The following is an 18,673-nucleotide window of genomic DNA, read 5'->3' as shown; positions in this document are numbered from 1 at the left end:
GTAAGGATTAGCGCCCAAAGTAAGTGCCGAGGCACTCAATAATATAATCCTGCTGCGCCACCGTCAGCAGCGGATGAATGGGGAGCGACAGCACCGCGCCGCACAGTCGCTCGGCTACCGGAAGCTGCCCGGCTTGGTAACCCAGATAGGCATAGGCGGGCTGCGCATGCACCGGCAGCGGGTAATATACCATGGTGGGCACGCCGCAGCGCTGCAAAAAGTGCCGCAGCTCGTCGCGCCGGTTGGCTTCGGCCAGGGTGATGGTGTATTGGTGAAATACGTGGCTGCTCCGGGCGTCGCGCACCGGAATTAGTAGGTCAGACATCCCGGCTAGGGTCGCGTCGTAGCGGGCCGCCATGGTCTGGCGAGCGGCCGTAGCTGCTGGCAAGTGGTGAAGCTTGACGCGAAGCAAGGCCGCCTGCAGGGTATCGAGGCGGGAGTTAAGGCCGATGTGCTGGTGGTGGTATTTCTGGCTTTGGCCATGGTTGGCGAGTTGGCGGAGCAAGGTGGCCCGGGCGGGGTCGCGGGTGAACATGGCGCCGCCGTCGCCCATGGCGCCGAGGTTTTTAGAGGGGAAGAAGGACGTGGTGCCTACCTCGCCCACCGTGCCGGCATAAGTTGTTTCCCCGCTTCGAAACCGGAACGTTGCCCCGATGGCCTGGGCATTGTCCTCAATAAGGGCCACGCTGTGCCGGGTGGTCAGCTCCCGCAGAGCTTCTAAATCTGCGCATTGCCCAAACAAGTGCACCGCCATGATGGCGCCCGTGCGGGGAGTGATGGCGGCTTCAACTGCCGCTGTGTCGATATTGAAAGTGTCGGACCGCACATCCACCAACACGGGCCGCAGGCCCAGTAGGGCGGCGGCTTCGAGGGTGGCCACATAAGTGAAGGCGGGCAGGATGACCTCAGCCCCGGCAGGCAGCTGCAGGCTCATTAAGGCCAGCGTCAGGGCATCGGTGCCATTGGCACAGGGAATGACGTGGGCACCGCCCAAGTACGAGCCCAGCTCAGCCGCAAACTGACTCACGGCCGGGCCCTGAATAAACGCAGCTTCGTCAAATGTGTCGCACACGGCCCTGTCCAACTCCTTCTGAATAAGTGCATGCTCGGCGCGCAGGTCCAAAAGGTGAATGGGGGTGGGAGGGGCAGGCAGAATGGACACGGATGAAAAGTAAATCGGAGCGGCCCCAAAGATAGAGCGCAGCCCGCCACGGGCCAGATGCAGCCGTTTAAGGAGGTGCCCGGCCCAACCGAGGAGCCTATCAGGCAAGCGAGAGCTCGACAACCCATCGTCCGAGGGTTGCGTTTAGAGATTTATTCGAGGGGTATTTATATTTTGTAATACTTCGCGTTCATTCATTTACATTAAGCTCTCGCATCATGTTCAGAAAAAACCTCACCCTTCATTCGCTGGCCGCCATGTTGCTGCTGGGCGGCGTGGCATTTACTCAAACCGGCTGCTCGCAGGCCGAAAAACAAGAGGCTTCGGCCGACGTGGACCAAGCCTACAATGAGCTGAACACCTTTGTGTCGGAAACCGAAGCCAAAGCCGATGCGGTGGGCAACGAGGCTGAAGCTGACTACGACCGCGAAACCGCCCAGCTAAAGTCCGATTACGACGCCCGAGTAGCTGCCGTAGACCGCTACAACGACCAGTACGACGACAACCGCCGCCAGGAAATCCAGGCGCTCCGCACCCGCTACACGGCGGCTTACGACAAGCGCGAAGCCGCTTGGAGCAACCGGGCGAATAGTGCCACTGGTGCCATGACCATGGGCCAGTACTATAAGCCCAGCCAACCAGCCGCTCGACTCACCGCGGCCAATGCGCGGGCTACCTACGAAGGCTTTGTGCAAACTGTGAAGCAAAACCAGGAGCGCTACGACATCAACGACTGGCGCAACATCAATGCCGAGTGGCGGGCGCTGGACGAAGCCTACGACCGAGTGAAAGGCGATATTTCGGCTAATGACCTGGCCGAAATCCAAAAGGAAAAGCTGAAATACGCGGCTTTCAAATCCTGGGATAAAACCAAAATTCGGGGCGCGCAGGCCGGCAACGAAATAAGCGAAGAGACCCGGGAGGCGAAAGCCGAAACGGCCGACGAACGCAGTAAAGTAGGCCAAGCAGCCCGAAACACCGCCTCCGACGTGAAGCAAGCGGGTAAGAAGGTTGGCAGCGCCGTTAAGGATGTGTTCGACGGCAAGGACAATAAATAAGCCCCTTCTCTGAGTTTTAAGAACTGCAAAAAAGCCGGCCTTCACCTAATGGTGAAGGCCGGCTTTTTTGCGTTAGTATCAGGCCTGCAAATTAAATTCGGACAGGCTGCCAAGTCCTATAGCTCCTCTAAAACCCAGTACAGCTTCAGCAAATCGAAATTGCGTAAACTGGGCCGGGCCGAAAGCAAGCTCCGCCGCAGGCCAGGCGCCAGCACCTGAAGGGCCCCATGCGCGGCCCGGGCCAGCCCAAAACGCCGCAGGCGCAGGGCCGTTTGCAGCAACCGTGTTTCAGCGCCCAGCCCCTTGGTGTGGTACAGGTGGGCCAGGTTGCGCACAGCCTGCCTGCTCTTATCAAGAAATTGGTTTGCGGATTCCAGGCCGATGTGCAGCACCGGGTTGTCGAGGTGCATGATGGGCACCTGTGCCCGCGCTAGTTCCATGCCCAACTTCGTGTCTTCGTGGCCGTAGCCCGTCAAGTCTTCGTCGAAGGGGAATTGCGTGAGGATTGCCGCGTGCAGCAACACGTTGTTGATGGTAAGCTGCGCATGCGGCGCCTGCTGGCGCACGGCAGCCGGGCGGGCTTCCCGGTGGTGGCCGTAGTACCACCGCAAGTACGAAGCGGCGTGGACCGGAGGTGCCTGGGCATAGCACGTGCCCCCGATGACCAGCGGTGCGTAGTGGCGAGCGGCGGCGTAACGCGCCAAAAACTGTGCATCCGGCAGGAGGCTGTCGTTGTCGAGCAGCAGCAGCCATTCCTGGCGTTCAGAAGCTGCCGCGAGCTGGTTGCGAATAGCTGCGCGGCCCACATTGTGCGGCAACTCGTGGTAGCGTACCCCAGGCCGGCACGACAGCGACCGGTTTGCCACTCGAATTTCCTCGCGCGAGCCGTCATCAAATAAGATGATTTCCATTGGGCCCGGCCAATCGGCCCGCTGCGCAAGCAGCGCATCAACCAATTTGTTAACGTCCCAATTGAAAACCGGAATGAGGACCGAAAGCCCAGGCGTCATAGAAGGTGACCGTTAGCGATGAGCAATGCGACAAAAGTCCCGGCAAAAAAGCCGTAAGAATCTAATGCCGCTTGGACGAGTCCAGCAACTCGCCGTCCTTGCAGGTGAGCACGCGGTGGGGATACTTATCAATCAGCTGAAAATTGTGCGTGGCCATGAGAATGGCGGTGCCCGCGTTGTTGATTTCCCCAAACAGCTGCATGATGCTGTCCGAGACGTCGGGGTCGAGGTTGCCGGTGGGTTCGTCGGCCAGCAGGAGCACAGGCTCATTAAGCATGGCGCGGGCAATGACTACCCGCTGCTGCTCGCCGCCCGAAAGTCGGTGCGGCATGCGGTTGGCGGTGCCGTTGAGGCCAACTTGGGTGAGCACGTCGCTGATGCGCTGCTGCTTCTTGGCCTTGCCCTTCCAGCCCGTTGCGTTCAATACAAACATCAGGTTTTCGGCCACCGAGCGGTCGGAGAGGAGCTGGAAGTCCTGAAACACGATGCCCAGGCGGCGGCGCAGATACGGCACCTTGCTGGCCGAGAGCCGCGACAACGGAAAGCCGGCCACCGAACCGGTGCCGCTTTGCAGGGGCAGGTCCGCATACAGGGTTTTGAGCAGCGACGACTTGCCGGAGCCCGTGCGGCCCACCAGGTAGGCAAAAGCACTTTTCTCCAGCGTGAATGTCACGCCCTGCAGCACTGCCTGCTGCTCCTGCATGATGGTGGCGTCGTGTAACTCGATAACGTTTTCAATCACGGATTTCTCGGGTTTAGATAGCCAGGGGCCGGAGCTTGCCAAATTCGAGCCCCGCAATCACGGCAGCCAGCTCGGTTTCTTTGCCCTCAAGCCCATAGCGATGCAAATCCTTAAGGGGGCGGTCGGCCCGGAAGTAGGCAATAAGCACGAAGGCCTCGTCCCGGAGCTGGATGTAGTCGGGAATTTTGGCCTTGCCCTTTACTTTAATGATGTACACGGCAGCAGGGGTTAAGGGTGAGGGTTGAATGCAGAAGTAACCGGTCGGAATAAGCGCCCAGTTAAATCGGGCATCCAACCCTCAACATTCATCGTTACGAATTGACTTTCTTATGGTCGGCCAGGAACGTGGCCAGGCCTTTGTCGGTGAGCGGGTGGTTGAGCAGGCCCGTGATAACGTTGAGCGGGCAAGTCACGACATCGGCACCAATCTCGGCACATTGAATCAGGTGCGGTACGTGGCGCACGGAGGCAGCCAAGACTTCGGTGGGGTAGCCGTAGTTGCTGAAAATCTGCACGATTTGCTCAATCAGCTGCAAGCCGTCGTGGCCGATGTCGTCGAGGCGGCCTACGAAAGGAGACACGTAGGTGGCGCCGGCTTTGGCAGCCAGCAGCGCTTGGCCCGCGGTGAAAATCAGGGTGCAGTTGGTTTTGATGCCTTTGTCGGCGAAGTACTTAATGGCCTTGATGCCGTCCTTAATCATCGGCACTTTCACCACGATGTTGGGGTGGAGTTCGGCTAGCTCGTCGCCCTCGCGCACAATGCCTTCGTAATCGGTGGCAATAACTTCGGCCGACACGTCGCCGTCGACCATCTCGCAGATTTGGCGGTAGTGCGCCATTACATTATCAACGCCGCGAATGCCTTCTTTGGCCATTAGCGAGGGGTTGGTGGTTACGCCGTCGAGTACGCCCAGTTCTACGGCTTCGCGGATGTCGTTGAGGTTGGCAGTGTCAATGAAGAACTTCATATTGTAGCTATTAGCTGATGGCTATTAGCTGATAGCTGCTTCTGTGGTTAAAACCGCCAGCCAAAAAGCCCTTGGCTAACAGCTGTCAGCTAACAGCTAATGAAAAAGAATCGGCCCCAAAGCTACTCAACGTGCCGCCAAAATGCGGAAATGAGCAGCGCTGGGGCCGACAGGAAAGGGCAAAAAAAAGCAAGCCAAAATCGCACCGCTACAACCACTTACCCTTGCTACCTTCCGGTCCTGGGGGAGTTCAGCAGGAGCTGGTCGTTCTGACTTGCCGCTGCAAATGTACGCAGAAAACATGCGAAACGGCAAACTTCCTGCTTTTTTTAAGGATGGGATATACGAGTCAAAGGTTCGTACGAAGGTGGTGACGCTCGTTGAACCTAGGGCCGGCGCAGCCAAACAATGGTTGAACACCTCATGATATAACTGTATTCCCATCATTAATAAATGCCCACACCCCAATTCGAAGGTTAGCTAATATGTCCCTTCTTTATATAAGAAGGGGCGCTAACCGTTCTGCTATCGCGCTTACCTTTGCGGCATGGAACGACTTATCATTCTGGATTTCGGCTCGCAATACACGCAATTGATAGCCCGGCGCATCCGCGAGTTGCACGTGTTTTGCGAAATTCACCCCTATACCCACGCCCCGAACCTCGTTTTGACTGAGGATATTCGGGGTGTTATTCTTTCCGGCTCGCCCTGCTCGGTGCGCGAAGAAGGAGCACCCAACCCCGACCTGAGCCACCTGCTGGGCCACGTGCCCGTGCTGGGCGTGTGCTACGGCGCGCAGCTGCTGGCCCACCAGGGCGGGGGCGTAGTGACCCCCGCCACCATCCGCGAATACGGCCGCGCCCGCCTGGCTGAGCTGAACGTGGAGTCGCCGCTGCTGCACGGCATGCACGCCGGCTCGCAGGTCTGGATGTCGCACGGCGACACCATCCTGACCCTGCCTGCGGGCTACAACATTATTGCCAGCACGCCCGAAGTGGCAGTGGCAGCCTTCAAAATTGAAAGCCAGGACACCTACGGCATTCAGTTCCACCCCGAGGTGACGCACTCCTCCGAAGGCAAGCAGCTGCTCGCCAATTTCGTGGTCAACATCTGCCAATGCGCCCAAAGCTGGACGCCCGACCACTTCGTGGATTCGGCCGTGCTGGCCCTGCAGCACACCATTGGCCCCGACGACCAAGTGATTCTCGGTCTCTCAGGCGGCGTCGACTCCAGTGTGGCGGCCCTGCTGCTGCACCGCGCCATTGGCCCGCGCCTGCACGGCATCTTCGTGGACAATGGCCTGCTGCGGCAGGACGAGTTTGCCACCGTGCTCAAGGCCTACGAAGGCCTGGGCCTGAACGTGACCGGCGTAAATGCCGCGCCCGAGTTCTACGCTGCCCTCAAAGGCCTCAGCGACCCCGAAGCCAAGCGCAAGGCCATCGGTCGCACATTTATTGAAGTATTCGACCGCGAAGCGCACAAAGTGGAAGGCGCCGCGTGGCTGGCCCAGGGTACCATATACCCCGATGTGATTGAGTCGGTTTCGGTGCACGGCTCGTCGGTCACCATTAAAAGCCACCACAACGTGGGTGGCTTGCCAGAGTTGATGAAGCTCAAAGTGGTGGAGCCGTTGCGTATGCTCTTCAAAGACGAAGTGCGCGAAGTGGGTGCCGCCCTGGGCCTTCCGGGTGAGATTTTGAACCGCCACCCATTCCCTGGTCCCGGCCTCGGCATTCGCATTCTCGGCGACATCACACCCGAGAAAGTGGACCTGCTGCAGCGCGCCGACGGCGTGTTCATCAATCTGCTGAAAGAGCACGGCCTGTATTCCCAGGTATGGCAGGCAGGCGCCATGCTGCTGCCCGTGCAAAGTGTGGGCGTGATGGGCGACGAGCGCACCTATGAGCGGGTCGTTGCCCTGCGCGCCGTAACCAGCGTGGATGGCATGACGGCCGACTGGGCTCACTTGCCTTATGAGTTCTTGGCCGAGGTTTCGAATAAAATCATCAACCAAGTGCGGGGCATCAACCGCGTGGTGTACGATATTTCTTCGAAACCACCGGCTACCATTGAATGGGAGTAGCTTTTTGTTTTTCAAATGGCTAACCGCCTGTCATGCTGAGCCTGCGAAGCATCTTCTCACGCCTTAACGATTCGTTCAGCAAGGATAAGATGCTTCGCAGGCTCAGCATGACAGGCGTTTTCAATCATAGCTTTTAGGTCTCAAATGCGCTTTCACTGCCTGCAGCACATGCCCGATGAAGGGCCCGGTCACATCGCCGATTGGCTGGCGGCGCATGCGCACTCCCTCACGTTTACCCGTCTTTTCGAGCCTAGCCCAGTTTTTCCTGAGCTTGGCGAGTTCGACGGTTTGCTGATTCTGGGCGGGGCCATGAGTGTGCACGATGAGGAAGGATGTACTTGGCTAGTGCCCGAAAAAGCTTTCATAAACGAGGTACTGCGGGCCGGTAAAATCACGCTTGCAATTTGCCTGGGCGCGCAGCTGGTTGCGCTGGCCCTGGGCGCCGAGGTGCGGCCGAACCACGAGCCGGAGATTGGCTTCTGGACGGTGCGATTTTCAGGCAAGTCGCTGGAGCACCCACTGCTGCGGGGGTGGCCCGAAAAAGCGGCCGTGCTAGACTGGCACCGCGATACATTTACGGTGCCACCGGGAGCCATGCGGGTGGGCATGTCGGCTGGTTGCGCCACGCAGGGGTTTGTGTGGGGCGACGGTATCATTGGCTTGCAGTTTCATCCCGAATTCACGGTGGAAATGGTGGAGAAACTCATGCATTTTGAAAACCACGAAACTGCCGAAGAACAGGAGTTCGTGCAAACCGCCGAGCAGATTCGAAGCAAGGTAAAATCGGTGTGGAAGGGCCGCAAGCTGCTCGAATCGTTGCTGGCGAACATGGTGGCGCTGCACGAAGGAGAGTTACTTGTGTGAGCCCAGGCTTGCCGGAATCTCACCCCTGCGAATTCAGCACGCACTAAAACCCTTTCGGCAACTCAATCCCCTTGATTGTCTTGTATAAACTCAGGGCATTCTGGTCGGTCATGCCCGCCACGAAGTCAGTAAGGAGAAGAATTTTCTCGTAGACTGATACGCCGGCCTGATGCCCTTCGGCGCGAAATTGGTCGGGCAGCAGGAGCAGCAGTTTGCGGCTGCGGTGGCCTTGGCTTTGGTCGAAAATGGCACAGAGGAAGGCATCGAGCAGCCCGCCCAACACTTCGAAGCCCGCGGCTTCGATTTCGAGCACGGGGCGGCTGCGGTACAGCTTTTCGATGCTGAGGCGCTGCACCTCCTGTAGGTCGGTCCAGCAGGAAAGCTCCTTGATTAGGGGTGAATCGTATTCGCCGCGCAGGATGGCGGGAGCATGCTGCGCAAAGAGCGTCGCGATTTCGGCTACAAGGTTGCCAATAAGACGGGCGCGAATGTAGCCGAGCTCCTCGCGCCAGTCGTGCCACTGCACACTGCCCACACGGCCGGCAGGGTCGTTGAGCATCTTTTTGAGCAGGCCCAACCCGGCCTGTGGTTCTATCAGGCCCAGCTTCAGGCCGTCTTCAAAGTCGATGATGCGGTAGCACAGGTCGTCGGCAGCTTCTACCAAAAAGGCCAGCGGATGGCGGTGCGTGAAGCCCAGCGCGGGGTCGCCTTTGGGGAGCAGGCCCAGCTCGGCTGCCAAGTGCTGAAAGCGGGGGCTCTCGGTTTGGAAATGGCCGTACTTTTTCTCGGAGGCGCCGCCAAGCTTGGCCTCATTGGGCACAATGCTGGGCTTAGGATATTTGGTGAAGGCGCCCAGCGTGGCGTAAGTGAGGCCCAGGCCGGCGGTGCCGGTGCTATGGGCCGCGTAGGTGTGCGTGAGGATGCGAAACCCCGCCGCATTGCCTTCAAAATGCTGCAGGTCGGCAGCTTGGGCTGCGCTAAGTTTCTCCAGGTACGGCGCGGCGGCCGCACTGGCAAAGTAGCTGCTGATGGCATCCTCGCCGGAGTGGCCAAAGGGCGGGTTCCCGATGTCGTGGGCCAGGCAGGCAGCGGCTACAATGTCGCCGCAGTCCTGGTCGAGGTTGGGAAGGAGGTGGGCCAGGGCCTCGTCGTCTTCCAGCAAGTGCCGGGCGGCGAGGCGGCCCAGGGAGCGGCCCACTACGGCGGTTTCGAGTGAGTGAGTGAGGCGGGTATGCACAAAATCGGTTTCGGGCAGGGGCATCACCTGGGTTTTGCGCTGCAGGCGTCGGAAGGCGGAGCTGAACACCACCCGGTCGTAGTCCTGCACGAAGGCCCCGCGAACGGGCGTAGCACTGGGCGGGGGCAGAAGCTGGTTGGGAAAGCGGCGTTGCGAAAGCAGGCGCGGCCAGTGCATGGACTTTTCCACAGAGAAGGTGATTGAACGGGTGGAGACGAAAAGAAGCAAGTGGGTGAGGGCGAATTGCTGGGCCGCCTTGCCCACTTGTTCTTACTCGGCTAGCTTTTTATCCAGTAACCGGAAGGGGTTGGCGTGGTTAAGGTTGAAGACAAAGCGGATGCGGTCGGTGAAGTCTTTGCGGCTATTGGGGAAGCCGTTGTTGTACTGCGAGCCGGCCACGGGGAGGTAGAGCTCAAAGAATTTGCGCAGAACCGGCACTACCAAGCCTGCGTCGTAAAAAAGGCGCTGCGAGGACGTGCTATTGACAGCCTGGCGTTCGGCAGTGGCACCGAAATCGGCGAATACGGCGAGGCCCGTGATGGGCAAATCGGCCTGCAGGTTTAGGGTGCTGAGCCATTCGGTGCTGAAGGCCGGCACAAAAGCTTTGAAGGCGCCATCACGGTTGTCGGTCTGGTGCTCCTGGGCAGCGAGGGAGCGGGAAATCTGCTGGCGGTCGAGGAAGGCCGTCTGGCGGCGGTAATCGGGGCTGCCGCTGAGGCCGAGTACGAACTGGCTATTGCTGGTTTGGGTCAAAAAACGGCCACCAAACAGGCGCACGTTTACTCGCTTTTTTGGGGCGTAAAACTGTTCGTAAGTAGCCTGAGCGCGAAGCAGCAGGGCCGAGCTATTCTTCAACTCGCCGCTGGGCTGCTTATCGAAGTTGTTTGCCTCGACGTGGGCCGTCCAGTTGTGCAGGGCGTTGCCGCCGCGTACCCCGTATTCGGCGGTGAGTGCGTTGGTCAGGCCCTCGTCCTGGTCGTCGACGGAGGTGAGGGCGAATTTTACTTCGTGCTGGGGCTGGTCGTAGGCCGAGTGCGGCAGCACCAACGTCACGCTGGGCTCCAGTTTCAGGTAGCGCTCAAAGCGCTGCAGCAGCAGGCCCGTGACCACCTGGCGCGTGTAGCGGGCAGGCAGCACGCTCAGTTTAAGGGAGGCAATGCCGTTCAGTTCGTTGCGGTTGAAGCTGTACATGGGCATGGCCAAGTACTGCACTTTTTTGGGCGTAAGCGGATTGTTGTAAAAGGCTGCGCCAAGCATGAATTTATCCGACGTATTGGCCCCGATGACGGGCAGCCAGCTAATGGCCGACCGGTCCCAGCGCTCGACGCTGGCTACGGGCTGCAGCCGCACTGGCTCCCAGCGGTGGAAGTTGCCGCCCCCGAGCGCCAGCCGGTCGTCGCGGCGGTTGAGCTGAGGCGTCAGGTACTCGGCGTCGACAACCACGGCGGCCACGTTTTCGAGGCGAAAATTGAGCTGGCTTTCGGCATCGTCCTCGGGGTTGCCTATGGGCGGAGTCCACAGCGTTTCCAGCACCTTGCCCTGGGCATCAACCGTCGACACGGGCACGGCCCAGAGCACCGGTGACTCGGTGCGCACCAGCACCTTCACCTGGTCGCCAATCTGCTGGAGGGCGAAAATATCGGCGTTGTATTCGCGGGTGTTGGTGAGCATCTCCCCAAAAAACCAGTCAAGCTTCTGCCCCGTGCTTTCCTCAAAAGTGGTTTCTATATCCTCCGGGTAGGGGTGCTTGAATTGCCACTTGGTGTAGTAGGCCCGCATGGCGTTGTCGAACTTCTCCTGGCCCAGGTAGCCCGCCAAGTATTTGAACAGCGCGGCGGTTTTGAAATACACAATTACGCCGTAGTTCAGCTGGCCGTACTCGGCCGAGGTAGGGCCCTGCACCGGCTGGTCCAGCCCGCGGCTGGCCATCACCTGGTAGGGTACCTGGTTGAGGGCATTGCCGGGTAGGTTTTCCACGCCCAGGGCCTTGGCTGCGGCCGGGCTCTTGTAGATGTCTTTCAGCAAGCCACCCTGGGGGTCGTCGCGTCCTTCCACTCGCAGCTGCAGGTAGCTGTTCAGGCCCTCATCCATCCAGGGAAAATCCCGCTCGTTGCTGCCCAGAATGCCGTAAAACCAGTTGTGGCCCACTTCGTGGATGATGGCCTCGGGCTGGGTCACGGTCACCATGGGGTACTCCATGCCGGAGCCGGCACTCAGAGCGCCGTCGACGGCGGTGGCCGAGGAATAGGGGTACTCGCCCACCCACTGCGAGTAGTAAGTAAGGGCATCGTTGACGTCCTGCAAGCCTTTAACCCACTTCTCGGCTGCGTTGTTGGTAAACAGCACCCAAGAGGTCACCGTGCGGCCCGACGGCAGCGTCACGCCACTTTTCAGAACATTGTAGCGCTTGTCAGCAAACCACGCAAAATCGTGTATCCGGTCCTGCTTGTAGCGCAGGGTTTTGGTGGTGGCGTCGGAAGCTGGGAAGGCCAGGTCGTTGCCGAAATCCTTGCCTGTGGTTTTGAGCGCCGCGGCAGCAGCTAGGCCGTCCATGCGGGCACGCTCGTCGGGGTTCTGCAGCTCGCCGGTGGCCCCCACGGTGTAGTTGGTAGGCAGCGTGATGCTCACGTCGAACGAGCCGAACTCCGAGTAAAACTCGCCCTGGTTGAGGTAGGGCATGGGGTGCCAGCCACGCCGGTCATACACCGCCGGCTTGGGGTACCACTGCGTAATCTGGTAGCTCTGCCCCACGTGCCCAAGTCGAGAAAACGAAGCCGGCAGCTTCACCCGAAACGGCGTGCTGATGGTGGCGCTGGCCCCCGGCGCCAGCTTTTGCGGCAGCACCAGCTTGGCAATGTCCGGATTTAGCGGGTCGAATTCAAGCTTGGCCACCTGGCCGTTTACCTTGAAGTCGAGGCCGTCAATAAAGCCCCGGTCGGCGGCTTTGGCAAATTGAAACTTGCGGTCTCCGTTGCGCAGCTGCTGCTTTGCGAAAGCGGTGGTGTTGTCCTTGTAGGCGTTGGGCCAGAGGTGAAACCAGATGAAGGAAAGTGCGGCCGGGGAGTTGTTGACGTAGGTCAGCTCCTCGCGCCCCGTGAGCTCATGGGCTTTGTCATCGAGCGTGACGTCGATGGAATAATTAACTTCCTGCTGAAAGTAGGGGGCGGCAGATGGACGAGGCGGGCGGGCGGGGCGGGCCGTTTTGGTCGCGCGCGCTGGTTTGGCCTTTTTGGTGGGCTGGGCCAGGGCCAAGCCCGGCAGCAGAGCCAGCAGGCCCAGGAGAGTACGTTTGTTCATGAGGAAACTGGTGAGCCGGTAGTAGAGCCCGCGCCCAAAGGACGAAGCTACGGCATGCCTACGAACCAACTCGCCATACCAAATCCGGGCTCTGGCTTTGACCTACTTTGGTCTTGCCCCAATTAGCTTATTGCAATGCATCAGCCGCAAACCATGAAACGTCCCCCTTTCGAAATTTACCCGATGTTGTCAGACAATACCATTTTGCTGCGCCCAATCGCGCCGCACGAGGTTTCGCAGCTTATCGACATCTCCTTTTACGATGCCCAGCAGGCCACAACTATGGACCAGGCAGCGGCCATGTTGGCGCGGATAAACGAAGATTACCGCGCCGGAAACACCCTTCATTGGGGAATTGAGGACAGACTCACCCATCAACTCGTCGGCACGTGCGGTTACTACCGCGGGTTTGAGACGGGTCGGGGCGAATTGGGCTGCGTGCTGCTGGAGCAGTTTCGCGGCTACGGTTATATGGCAAAAGCCCTCAAACTGGCAGTTGACTTCGGCAGGAATGAAATGGAATTATTGGCGATTGTAGCCATAACTACCAGGCAGAACCGCCCGGCAGTGCGACTTCTGGAAGGCCTTGCTTTTCGTGAAGTAGCAGAGCTGCCAGACGGATACGTGGAATACGCCTACCCATTTTAGAATGAAAAATAACGTGACTGGTGCGTGCCTAGCGGGACTCTTCCTCATACGTGCGCCCCAGTAGCCGCACCGTCCCGTACCCAATCAATAGAAACACGCCAAACACCATGGTTACGCCCCAAGTGCGCGGGTGGTTAAGCGGGTTCACCAGCCGGTTGAGGATGTCGTAGAATAGCGTGAGCGGATTGGCCAGTACGTCCCAGGAATTGAAACGCAGGTAGCGGCCCAGGTAGATGCCGAAGCTACTGAGCAGCAGCGCTACGGTCACAAACACCCAGCCCACCCAGGTGCTAAGCCGCCGTTGCACCAGCGCGTGCATGTCGAGCAAGGAAGCATAGGCCAGCATCAGCCCATTCCAGGAGCAGCTCAGAATCAGGGCCAAGTCGTACCAGTAAGGCACGCCCTGCCGGGGCTCAAGGTGAAACAGGTCGGTGACTATGTAGGGCGCGTTGGGGAAAAACAACAGCCATGCTGCACCCACCAGCAACAGCAAAAAGGCGCGGGGCGGCTTGGCCGCCAGGGTCAGGGCCGCGCTCAGGCAAAAGGGGATTGCCGCCAGAAACAGATTCCAGAGCAGGAAGATGAATTGCAGCCGCCCCGTAAGCAGCACCCGGCCCCCAATCAGCACAAAGCTCAGGCCCAGCGAAAGCGCCAGCACAAAATAGAGCGGCAAGCGGCGGCGCAGGGCTTCAGAGGAGATGGGCATGAGCGCTAAGATAACGGGAATGCGAAAGCGCGCCGCTATCTCTACAGCGTACCGCCCAGGCTGAACACCCGGCCGGCCTGCACCTGCCCGTATTTGGCTTGCAGCTCAGCCAGTTTCAGGCGGGCATTCACCAATGAAGCTTCGCGGGAGTTGAGCAAAAACACGGTGCTCTCGCCATTTTCGAAGCGGATTTGCTCGCCGTCGCGCAGGCGTTGATAGTTCTCCACGGCCTGCGCTTGCATACGCAGCTGCTCCACCAGGGCCTGCCATTCGTTGGCGTTCATCTGCACGGCGGTTTGGATGGTGCGGGCATCCTGCTCGAGGCCAAGTTCGGCTTCGCGTATTTTCAGGGCGTTGACTTGGAGCTTGCCGCGCTCCTGGCGCAGAAACAATGGCTGGGCAAAGCTGAAGCCCACCTTGTAGTTGTTGGCGAGGTAGCCGCCGTCGTAGTTCGAGGGCGGGCGGCTCTCGAGTGAGAAGGGCTGGCCGCCGTGCAGCAAGTTGGCGTCGAGCGAGAGCTTAGGCAACAGCTTGTTGCGCGCCAACCGCCGCTCAATGCCCAGGCCCTGGAGCTTGGCGCGGGTTTTTAGCAGGTCGGGGTGAAACTGCTGGGCCTGCCCTAGGTTCTGCTGGAGGGAGTCGCGGGGGTAGTCGCGCCAGGTAAGGGGCGGGGGCAGCAACTGCGGCCGAGCCGTAGCGGGCAGCTCGCGGGGCTGGCTGTTCTGGTCCCACAAGTAGTTGGATACCATCAGGGTGGCGTTTTGCCACTGGCCCAAGGCCTGTATCAGCTGGGCTTCGCGGTTCTGAAGCTCGGTGAGGGCTTCTACCGAATCGATGGCTGCGAGGTCGCCCAGGCGCACCCGCTCCCGGGTGGCCCGGAAACGTACCAGACCTAGGTCACGGTTGTTGCGCAGCAGCTCGTAGCGCTGGTAGCTCAGGCTCCATTCCCAGTAGTCTTTGGTAGCTGTCAGTATAAGCTTGTTGAGGGCGGCGCGGCGCTCGGCTTCGGCCAGGCCCACCATGGCCTGGGCCTGGCGCAGGGCAGCGCGGCGCTCGTCTATGAGCAGGCCCTGGCCCAGCGGCACAGATACCCCCACGTAGCTCAGGCCGGCCGGCGACGTAAATTCCTGGGGGTTGACGTAGGTGCCCACGCCCCGCTCGTAGCCGGCGCGCAAGTCGATGCCGCCCAGCCATATCGGCACGCGTAAGGAATTGTCCCAGTCGTAGAAATACGACTTGCCGCCAAATTCCTTGCCGTAAAACTTGCTCTCCGCTCGGGGGTCAAAAGCGCCCCGGGCCTGGCGCACTTCCTGTTGCGCCCGCTCGGGAAGGATGCCTGCCTGCCGCGCCACGGGGTGGCGTTCGGTTACATAGCGGTAAAAATCGTCCAGGCTAAAAACAGCCGATTCTCCCGCTGCTGGGCTGGTTTGTGCGCACAAGGGCCCGGCCAGCGCCAACACAATGGCTGCGGGTCGAAGCACGCTTTTGAGGACCTGATTCAGCTTACTCACGGGTGGTTTAATTCAGTATTTAAAAGGTGTTCCGCATGGCGGGCAGGGAAAGCCGTCGGGGTTTAAAGCTGTTTTTCAGCCCTTTTTATCCATGCGGAAACAGATGTTCTACTCTTCGCTGCCGCCGCCTTTGTCGGCTTTCTTTTCTTTGCCGCCGGCCTTGCCACCGCCTTTGTTTTCGGGCTCGGGTTCGCCAACGAAGTCGGGCGGGAAGCCGTTGAGTTGCCGCCACAGCTCGTACCAAATAGGCACGTCATCAAGCAGGGCCCAGCCGTACACGCCCGAGCCCACGCGCAGGGGCTTGGGCCAGGCTTCCTGGGTGCTGTCGGGGATTACCAGGATGCGGTATTGCCCCTGCGAGTCTATGTTGTCGATGACGGCCACCGTGCCGCCAAAGGTACCGAAGCTGGTGCCGGGCCAGCCCGTGAACACCAGCGCCGGCCAGCCGTCGAACTGCAGTCGCACGTGCCGGCCCACGCGCAGCAAGGGAATGTCCATGGGCTTCACGTAGAGCTCTGCCGCCAGCTGGGGGGAAGAGGGCATCATGGTCACGATGTCTTCGCCTTCTTTTACAATCTCGCCCTGACCTTCCTTCAGAGCGCGCACCACGTAGCCGTCCTGCGGCGCCTGAATGAAGTAGTAGCCCGCCCGAATGCTGAGGTTGGCCAGCTCGTTGCGCATCTTGGCAATCTGACCTTCGGTGTCGAACTGATAGGACGTAGCCGAGCGGCGGTCCGACTCGCTCTTCGAAATTTTATCAGTGTATTCGGCCTGCAGCGACTGCAGCTCGATGATGGCATTGGTCAGCTCCTGCCGCGAGATGCTGAGCTTGTTTTGCACGTCCTGCACCTTGGCCTGGCTTTCCTGGAATTTCAGGCGGCGCGCCTCCAACTCGGTGAGCGATTTCAGGCCCTGACGGTAGAGGTTTTCCTGGGCTTCCTGCTGGCGGGTGGCAATGGCAAAGTCGGCGCGTTGGGCCAGCACTTGGGCCGAGTCGGAGCGCACCTTCAGGCGGGCTTGCGACACCTTGTTGCGGGCCTTGCTCAAGCTGAACTGCAGTCCCTGGCGCAAGGCGGTTTGCTGCCCACCCAGGGCCTCGGTTTTGGCTGCGTTTTCGCGCAGCGAAGCAATCTTGGCTTCGAGCTGCTCGCGGGTACGCTGCAGCAATTCAGGGTCGAAGTATTTCTCCTTGATTTCAGTGATTTGCACCAGCGTGTCGCCCTGTTTCACCAACTGGCCCTCGCGTACGTACCATTTTTGAATGCGGCCGCCAATGGTGCTAGGCACGGTCTGGGGCCGGTCTTGCGGGCGCAGGGTGGTGAGGCGGCCCTGCGAGCGGATGTTCTGCGTCCAGGGCAAGAAGCCCGCCACAAACACCAGCAGCCCGAGCGTGGCGCCCCAGCGCGCCAAGGTGCGTCCGGCTTTGGGCGTTTGCACCATCCGCAGGGAGCGAAAGCGCCGGCTCTGCGGGTGGGTGTCAGTATGATGGTTTTCGACGAAAGGCATTCGAAAGGATTAAATTTTGACTGTGGAAGGGTGGCTGGTTCGTGCTGAGGTTGAACGGGTTAAGGAAAGGGATTGGTTGCGAAAATCAGCCAATACTTGCCTTGTTTTCGTTCTGCGCCGACTCTCTGCCCCTAAACTGAATTGGAAATGACGCGGCCACTCTCGAGGCGCAGGGTGTTGGGCAGGCGCTTGAGCACGGCTTCGTCGCCGGTGGCCAGAATAATGGTCCAGTTGTGCACCGGGTCGAGGAGGCGGTCCAGTATCTGGTAGCGCTCGGCGGGCGAAATGGCGGGCAACAAGCCATCGAGCAGCAACAGTTGCGGGTTGTAGATAAGGGCACGGGCCAGTATCAGCTTCTGGCGGGTGCTGTCGGGCAGGGGCGAGGCAGGGCCCACCTCGGTCGCTAGGCCCTGCGGCAGGGCATAAAGTTCGTCGCGCAGGTTCACCAAGGCCAGGGCCGGGGCCACGTCTTCAGCATGCAGGCGCTCCTGGTCCAGCGTAAGGTTATCGAGCACCGAGCCGCTGAACAGCTCCTGGCCAGGCAGCGTGTCGGCTATCAGCCGAGCCAGGCGCTCGGGCGCGATGTCGCGCAAGGCCGTGCCGTTGTAGGCAATCACGCCGGTGTAGCCGTCGAGCTGGGCGGCTAGCAAGCGCAGCAGGCTGGTTTTTCCCGAACCATCGGGACCCGCCAGGCCCAAGTGCTGGCCCGGCTCCAAACGCAGGTTGAGGCCATTGAGCGCGGCCCGGCCGCCGTTGGGGTAGTGGTAGTTCAGCTGCCGCAACTCCACAGAGGCAGCCTTCTTGGGTTCTTTGCTGTCGGAAGTATCAGCACGCTCTTCCGCTTCCGATTCGGCGTTGAGCGGCAAATCGAGTAGGTGACCAATTTTGTCGACCGAGGTGAGGGCGTCGTACACCACGTCCAGCTTTACCAGCAGCTTCTCCACGGCATTCAGCACCAGGATGATTACAATCTCAGCTGCCACAAACTGGCCAATGTTAATCTGCTTGTTGATAAGCAACACAGCGCCCACAATCAGGAGCGAAGCCGTTACCAGCACCTTAAAGGCGACGAAGCCAAAGTACTGCGTCAGCAGCACTTGGAAATGAGCCTTGCGGGCGGTGAGGTAGCCGGTCACCAGATCGTCGGTGCGGTTGTGCACCAAGCCCCGGCGCGGCGCCAGCCGAAACGTGCCCTGCGAGCGCGCTACGTCTTCAAGCCAGGCCACTACTTTGTATTTGTACTTTGATTCAGTAAGGCTGGTGTCCAGGCCATTGGGGCCGGTAAGGCGCAACAAGAGGACCAGGATAAAAATCAGGGCCAGGCCGAAGGCGATGAAAATAGGATGGTAGAAGGACAGCAGAATCAGGCCCAGCAAAATCTGAAGGCCAGCCGCCGAAAAATCGACCAGCAGAATGACAAGGCCTTTTTGCAGGGTTGGCAGGTCGAGCATTCGGTTCACCTGCTCGGGCAGGTAAGTTCCGTCCATGGCCTCGGTGCGCACCCGCGGCAGACGCAGGGCCAGCTCCAGGGACACGCGCGCGAACAGCCGCTGCTGGATGAATTCGACCAGGTAGAGCTGCATAATCTGCAAGCCACCCACCAGCAGCGTGCCCACCACAATGAAGCCAATCAGGACGATGAGGGAGGTGCTGAGCGCGCCGCTGGTCACAAAGCCAATCACCGACTGCACGCCCAACGGCAGCGACAGGTTGATGACGCCGGCCAGCGCGGCGTATACATAGAGGTAGGTAATATCGCGCCGCTCAGCGCCCAACAGCCGGAGTAGCCGTCGGACGGGCGTCAGGTGAGGGACGTTGGTATCGGAGGTAGTTGCCATGAAGTAAAAAGGAGGGGCGAAAGAAAAAAGCTAGGCAGTCGGG

At 59.9% G+C, this 18,673-nt stretch carries 15 protein-coding genes and 1 other RNA gene; 4 read left to right on the top strand and 12 right to left on the bottom strand.

The features are described 5' to 3' along the window. Positions 1-7: 7 nt before the first annotated feature. Positions 8-1,162: a DegT/DnrJ/EryC1/StrS family aminotransferase gene (locus tag ACP7AJ_RS09975; protein WP_426060047.1), complete on the bottom strand. Its 1,155-nt coding sequence runs from the start codon at positions 1,160-1,162 to the stop codon at positions 8-10. 218 nt (positions 1,163-1,380) lie between these two features. On the opposite strand from ACP7AJ_RS09975, the gene ACP7AJ_RS09970 reads away from it, so the two are divergent. Next, positions 1,381-2,220, top strand: a complete 840-nt coding sequence (locus ACP7AJ_RS09970; RefSeq protein ID WP_426060046.1) for a hypothetical protein — start codon at positions 1,381-1,383, stop codon at positions 2,218-2,220. Between the two features lie 116 nt (positions 2,221-2,336). On the opposite strand, the gene ACP7AJ_RS09965 is transcribed toward ACP7AJ_RS09970, so the two are convergent. The 5 genes from ACP7AJ_RS09965 to ffs all read right to left on the bottom strand — a co-directional run bounded on the left by ACP7AJ_RS09965 (position 2,337) and on the right by ffs (position 5,221). Next, positions 2,337-3,230 carry a glycosyltransferase family 2 protein gene (locus tag ACP7AJ_RS09965; RefSeq protein WP_426060045.1) on the bottom strand — a complete coding sequence of 298 codons (894 nt, stop codon included), beginning with the start codon at positions 3,228-3,230 and terminating at the stop codon, positions 2,337-2,339. Positions 3,231-3,291: 61 nt separating this feature from the next. Beyond that, positions 3,292-3,933 carry a cell division ATP-binding protein FtsE gene (locus ACP7AJ_RS09960; protein ID WP_426060288.1) on the bottom strand — a complete coding sequence of 214 codons (642 nt, stop codon included), beginning with the start codon at positions 3,931-3,933 and terminating at the stop codon, positions 3,292-3,294. 52 nt (positions 3,934-3,985) lie between these two features. Next, the gene (locus tag ACP7AJ_RS09955; RefSeq protein ID WP_092668187.1) at positions 3,986-4,189 is read right to left on the bottom strand and encodes a fructose-6-phosphate aldolase; all 204 of its coding nucleotides are present in this window, start codon (positions 4,187-4,189) and stop codon (positions 3,986-3,988) included. Between the two features lie 94 nt (positions 4,190-4,283). Next, positions 4,284-4,940 carry a fructose-6-phosphate aldolase gene (gene fsa, locus ACP7AJ_RS09950; protein ID WP_426060044.1) on the bottom strand — a complete coding sequence of 219 codons (657 nt, stop codon included), beginning with the start codon at positions 4,938-4,940 and terminating at the stop codon, positions 4,284-4,286. Between the two features lie 183 nt (positions 4,941-5,123). Further along, positions 5,124-5,221: signal recognition particle sRNA small type (gene ffs / locus ACP7AJ_RS09945), an RNA gene on the bottom strand. Positions 5,222-5,487: 266 nt separating this feature from the next. Between ffs and guaA the strand changes: the two genes are divergently transcribed. Together guaA and ACP7AJ_RS09935 are read left to right on the top strand one after the other, a co-directional pair. Next, positions 5,488-7,023, top strand: a complete 1,536-nt coding sequence (gene guaA, locus ACP7AJ_RS09940) for a glutamine-hydrolyzing GMP synthase (RefSeq protein WP_426060043.1) — start codon at positions 5,488-5,490, stop codon at positions 7,021-7,023. A 144-nt stretch (positions 7,024-7,167) separates the two neighbouring features. Beyond that, a complete protein-coding gene (locus ACP7AJ_RS09935; RefSeq protein WP_426060042.1) occupies positions 7,168-7,887 on the top strand; it encodes a type 1 glutamine amidotransferase in 720 nt (239 codons plus the stop codon). A 43-nt stretch (positions 7,888-7,930) separates the two neighbouring features. Here ACP7AJ_RS09935 and dgt read toward each other — a convergent pair whose 3' ends face one another. Together dgt and ACP7AJ_RS09925 are read right to left on the bottom strand one after the other, a co-directional pair. Continuing rightward, on the bottom strand, positions 7,931-9,313 hold the full coding sequence (gene dgt / locus ACP7AJ_RS09930) for a dGTP triphosphohydrolase (protein ID WP_426060041.1): 1,383 nt from the start codon (positions 9,311-9,313) through the stop codon (positions 7,931-7,933). Between the two features lie 81 nt (positions 9,314-9,394). Continuing rightward, positions 9,395-12,421: a M1 family metallopeptidase gene (locus ACP7AJ_RS09925; protein ID WP_426060040.1), complete on the bottom strand. Its 3,027-nt coding sequence runs from the start codon at positions 12,419-12,421 to the stop codon at positions 9,395-9,397. Between the two features lie 153 nt (positions 12,422-12,574). Between ACP7AJ_RS09925 and ACP7AJ_RS09920 the strand changes: the two genes are divergently transcribed. Beyond that, on the top strand, positions 12,575-13,069 hold the full coding sequence (locus tag ACP7AJ_RS09920) for a GNAT family N-acetyltransferase (RefSeq protein WP_426060039.1): 495 nt from the start codon (positions 12,575-12,577) through the stop codon (positions 13,067-13,069). Between the two features lie 28 nt (positions 13,070-13,097). Here the strand turns inward: ACP7AJ_RS09920 and ACP7AJ_RS09915 are convergent, their stop codons facing one another. The 4 genes from ACP7AJ_RS09915 to ACP7AJ_RS09900 form a co-directional block, all read right to left on the bottom strand. Next, complete coding sequence (locus tag ACP7AJ_RS09915; protein WP_426060038.1) at positions 13,098-13,775, bottom strand: DUF1361 domain-containing protein; 678 nt, start codon at positions 13,773-13,775, stop codon at positions 13,098-13,100. A gap of 41 nt (positions 13,776-13,816) precedes the next feature. Then, the gene (locus ACP7AJ_RS09910) at positions 13,817-15,286 is read right to left on the bottom strand and encodes a TolC family protein (protein WP_426060037.1); all 1,470 of its coding nucleotides are present in this window, start codon (positions 15,284-15,286) and stop codon (positions 13,817-13,819) included. 108 nt (positions 15,287-15,394) lie between these two features. Continuing rightward, complete coding sequence (locus tag ACP7AJ_RS09905; RefSeq protein ID WP_426060036.1) at positions 15,395-16,792, bottom strand: HlyD family secretion protein; 1,398 nt, start codon at positions 16,790-16,792, stop codon at positions 15,395-15,397. 131 nt (positions 16,793-16,923) lie between these two features. Beyond that, positions 16,924-18,630, bottom strand: coding sequence for a peptidase domain-containing ABC transporter (locus tag ACP7AJ_RS09900; protein ID WP_426060035.1), 1,707 nt, complete (start codon positions 18,628-18,630; stop codon positions 16,924-16,926). Between the last annotated feature and the right edge of the window lie 43 nt (positions 18,631-18,673).

Origin of the sequence: Hymenobacter sp. B1770 (assembly GCF_049896385.1) — a bacterium.
Lineage (GTDB): Bacteria > Bacteroidota > Bacteroidia > Cytophagales > Hymenobacteraceae > Hymenobacter.
Note: the sequence above shows the minus strand (reverse complement) of the source record. Positions and strands in the feature narration are given on the sequence as shown.

Bases quoted from the DNA above. Each gene is read 5' to 3' on its own strand.
- ACP7AJ_RS09925 (WP_426060040.1), bottom strand. From the start codon at position 12,421: ATGAACAAACGTACTCTCCTGGGCCTGCTGGCTCTGCTGCCGGGCTTG.
- fsa (WP_426060044.1), bottom strand. From the start codon at position 4,940: ATGAAGTTCTTCATTGACACTGCCAACCTCAACGACATCCGCGAAGCC.
- ACP7AJ_RS09935 (WP_426060042.1), top strand. From the start codon at position 7,168: ATGCGCTTTCACTGCCTGCAGCACATGCCCGATGAAGGGCCCGGTCAC.
- ACP7AJ_RS09905 (WP_426060036.1), bottom strand. From the start codon at position 16,792: ATGCCTTTCGTCGAAAACCATCATACTGACACCCACCCGCAGAGCCGG.
- ACP7AJ_RS09900 (WP_426060035.1), bottom strand. From the start codon at position 18,630: ATGGCAACTACCTCCGATACCAACGTCCCTCACCTGACGCCCGTCCGA.
- guaA (WP_426060043.1), top strand. From the start codon at position 5,488: ATGGAACGACTTATCATTCTGGATTTCGGCTCGCAATACACGCAATTG.
- ACP7AJ_RS09970 (WP_426060046.1), top strand. From the start codon at position 1,381: ATGTTCAGAAAAAACCTCACCCTTCATTCGCTGGCCGCCATGTTGCTG.
- ACP7AJ_RS09965 (WP_426060045.1), bottom strand. From the start codon at position 3,230: ATGACGCCTGGGCTTTCGGTCCTCATTCCGGTTTTCAATTGGGACGTT.
- ACP7AJ_RS09915 (WP_426060038.1), bottom strand. From the start codon at position 13,775: ATGCCCATCTCCTCTGAAGCCCTGCGCCGCCGCTTGCCGCTCTATTTT.
- ACP7AJ_RS09960 (WP_426060288.1), bottom strand. From the start codon at position 3,933: ATGCAGGAGCAGCAGGCAGTGCTGCAGGGCGTGACATTCACGCTGGAG.
- ACP7AJ_RS09920 (WP_426060039.1), top strand. From the start codon at position 12,575: ATGAAACGTCCCCCTTTCGAAATTTACCCGATGTTGTCAGACAATACC.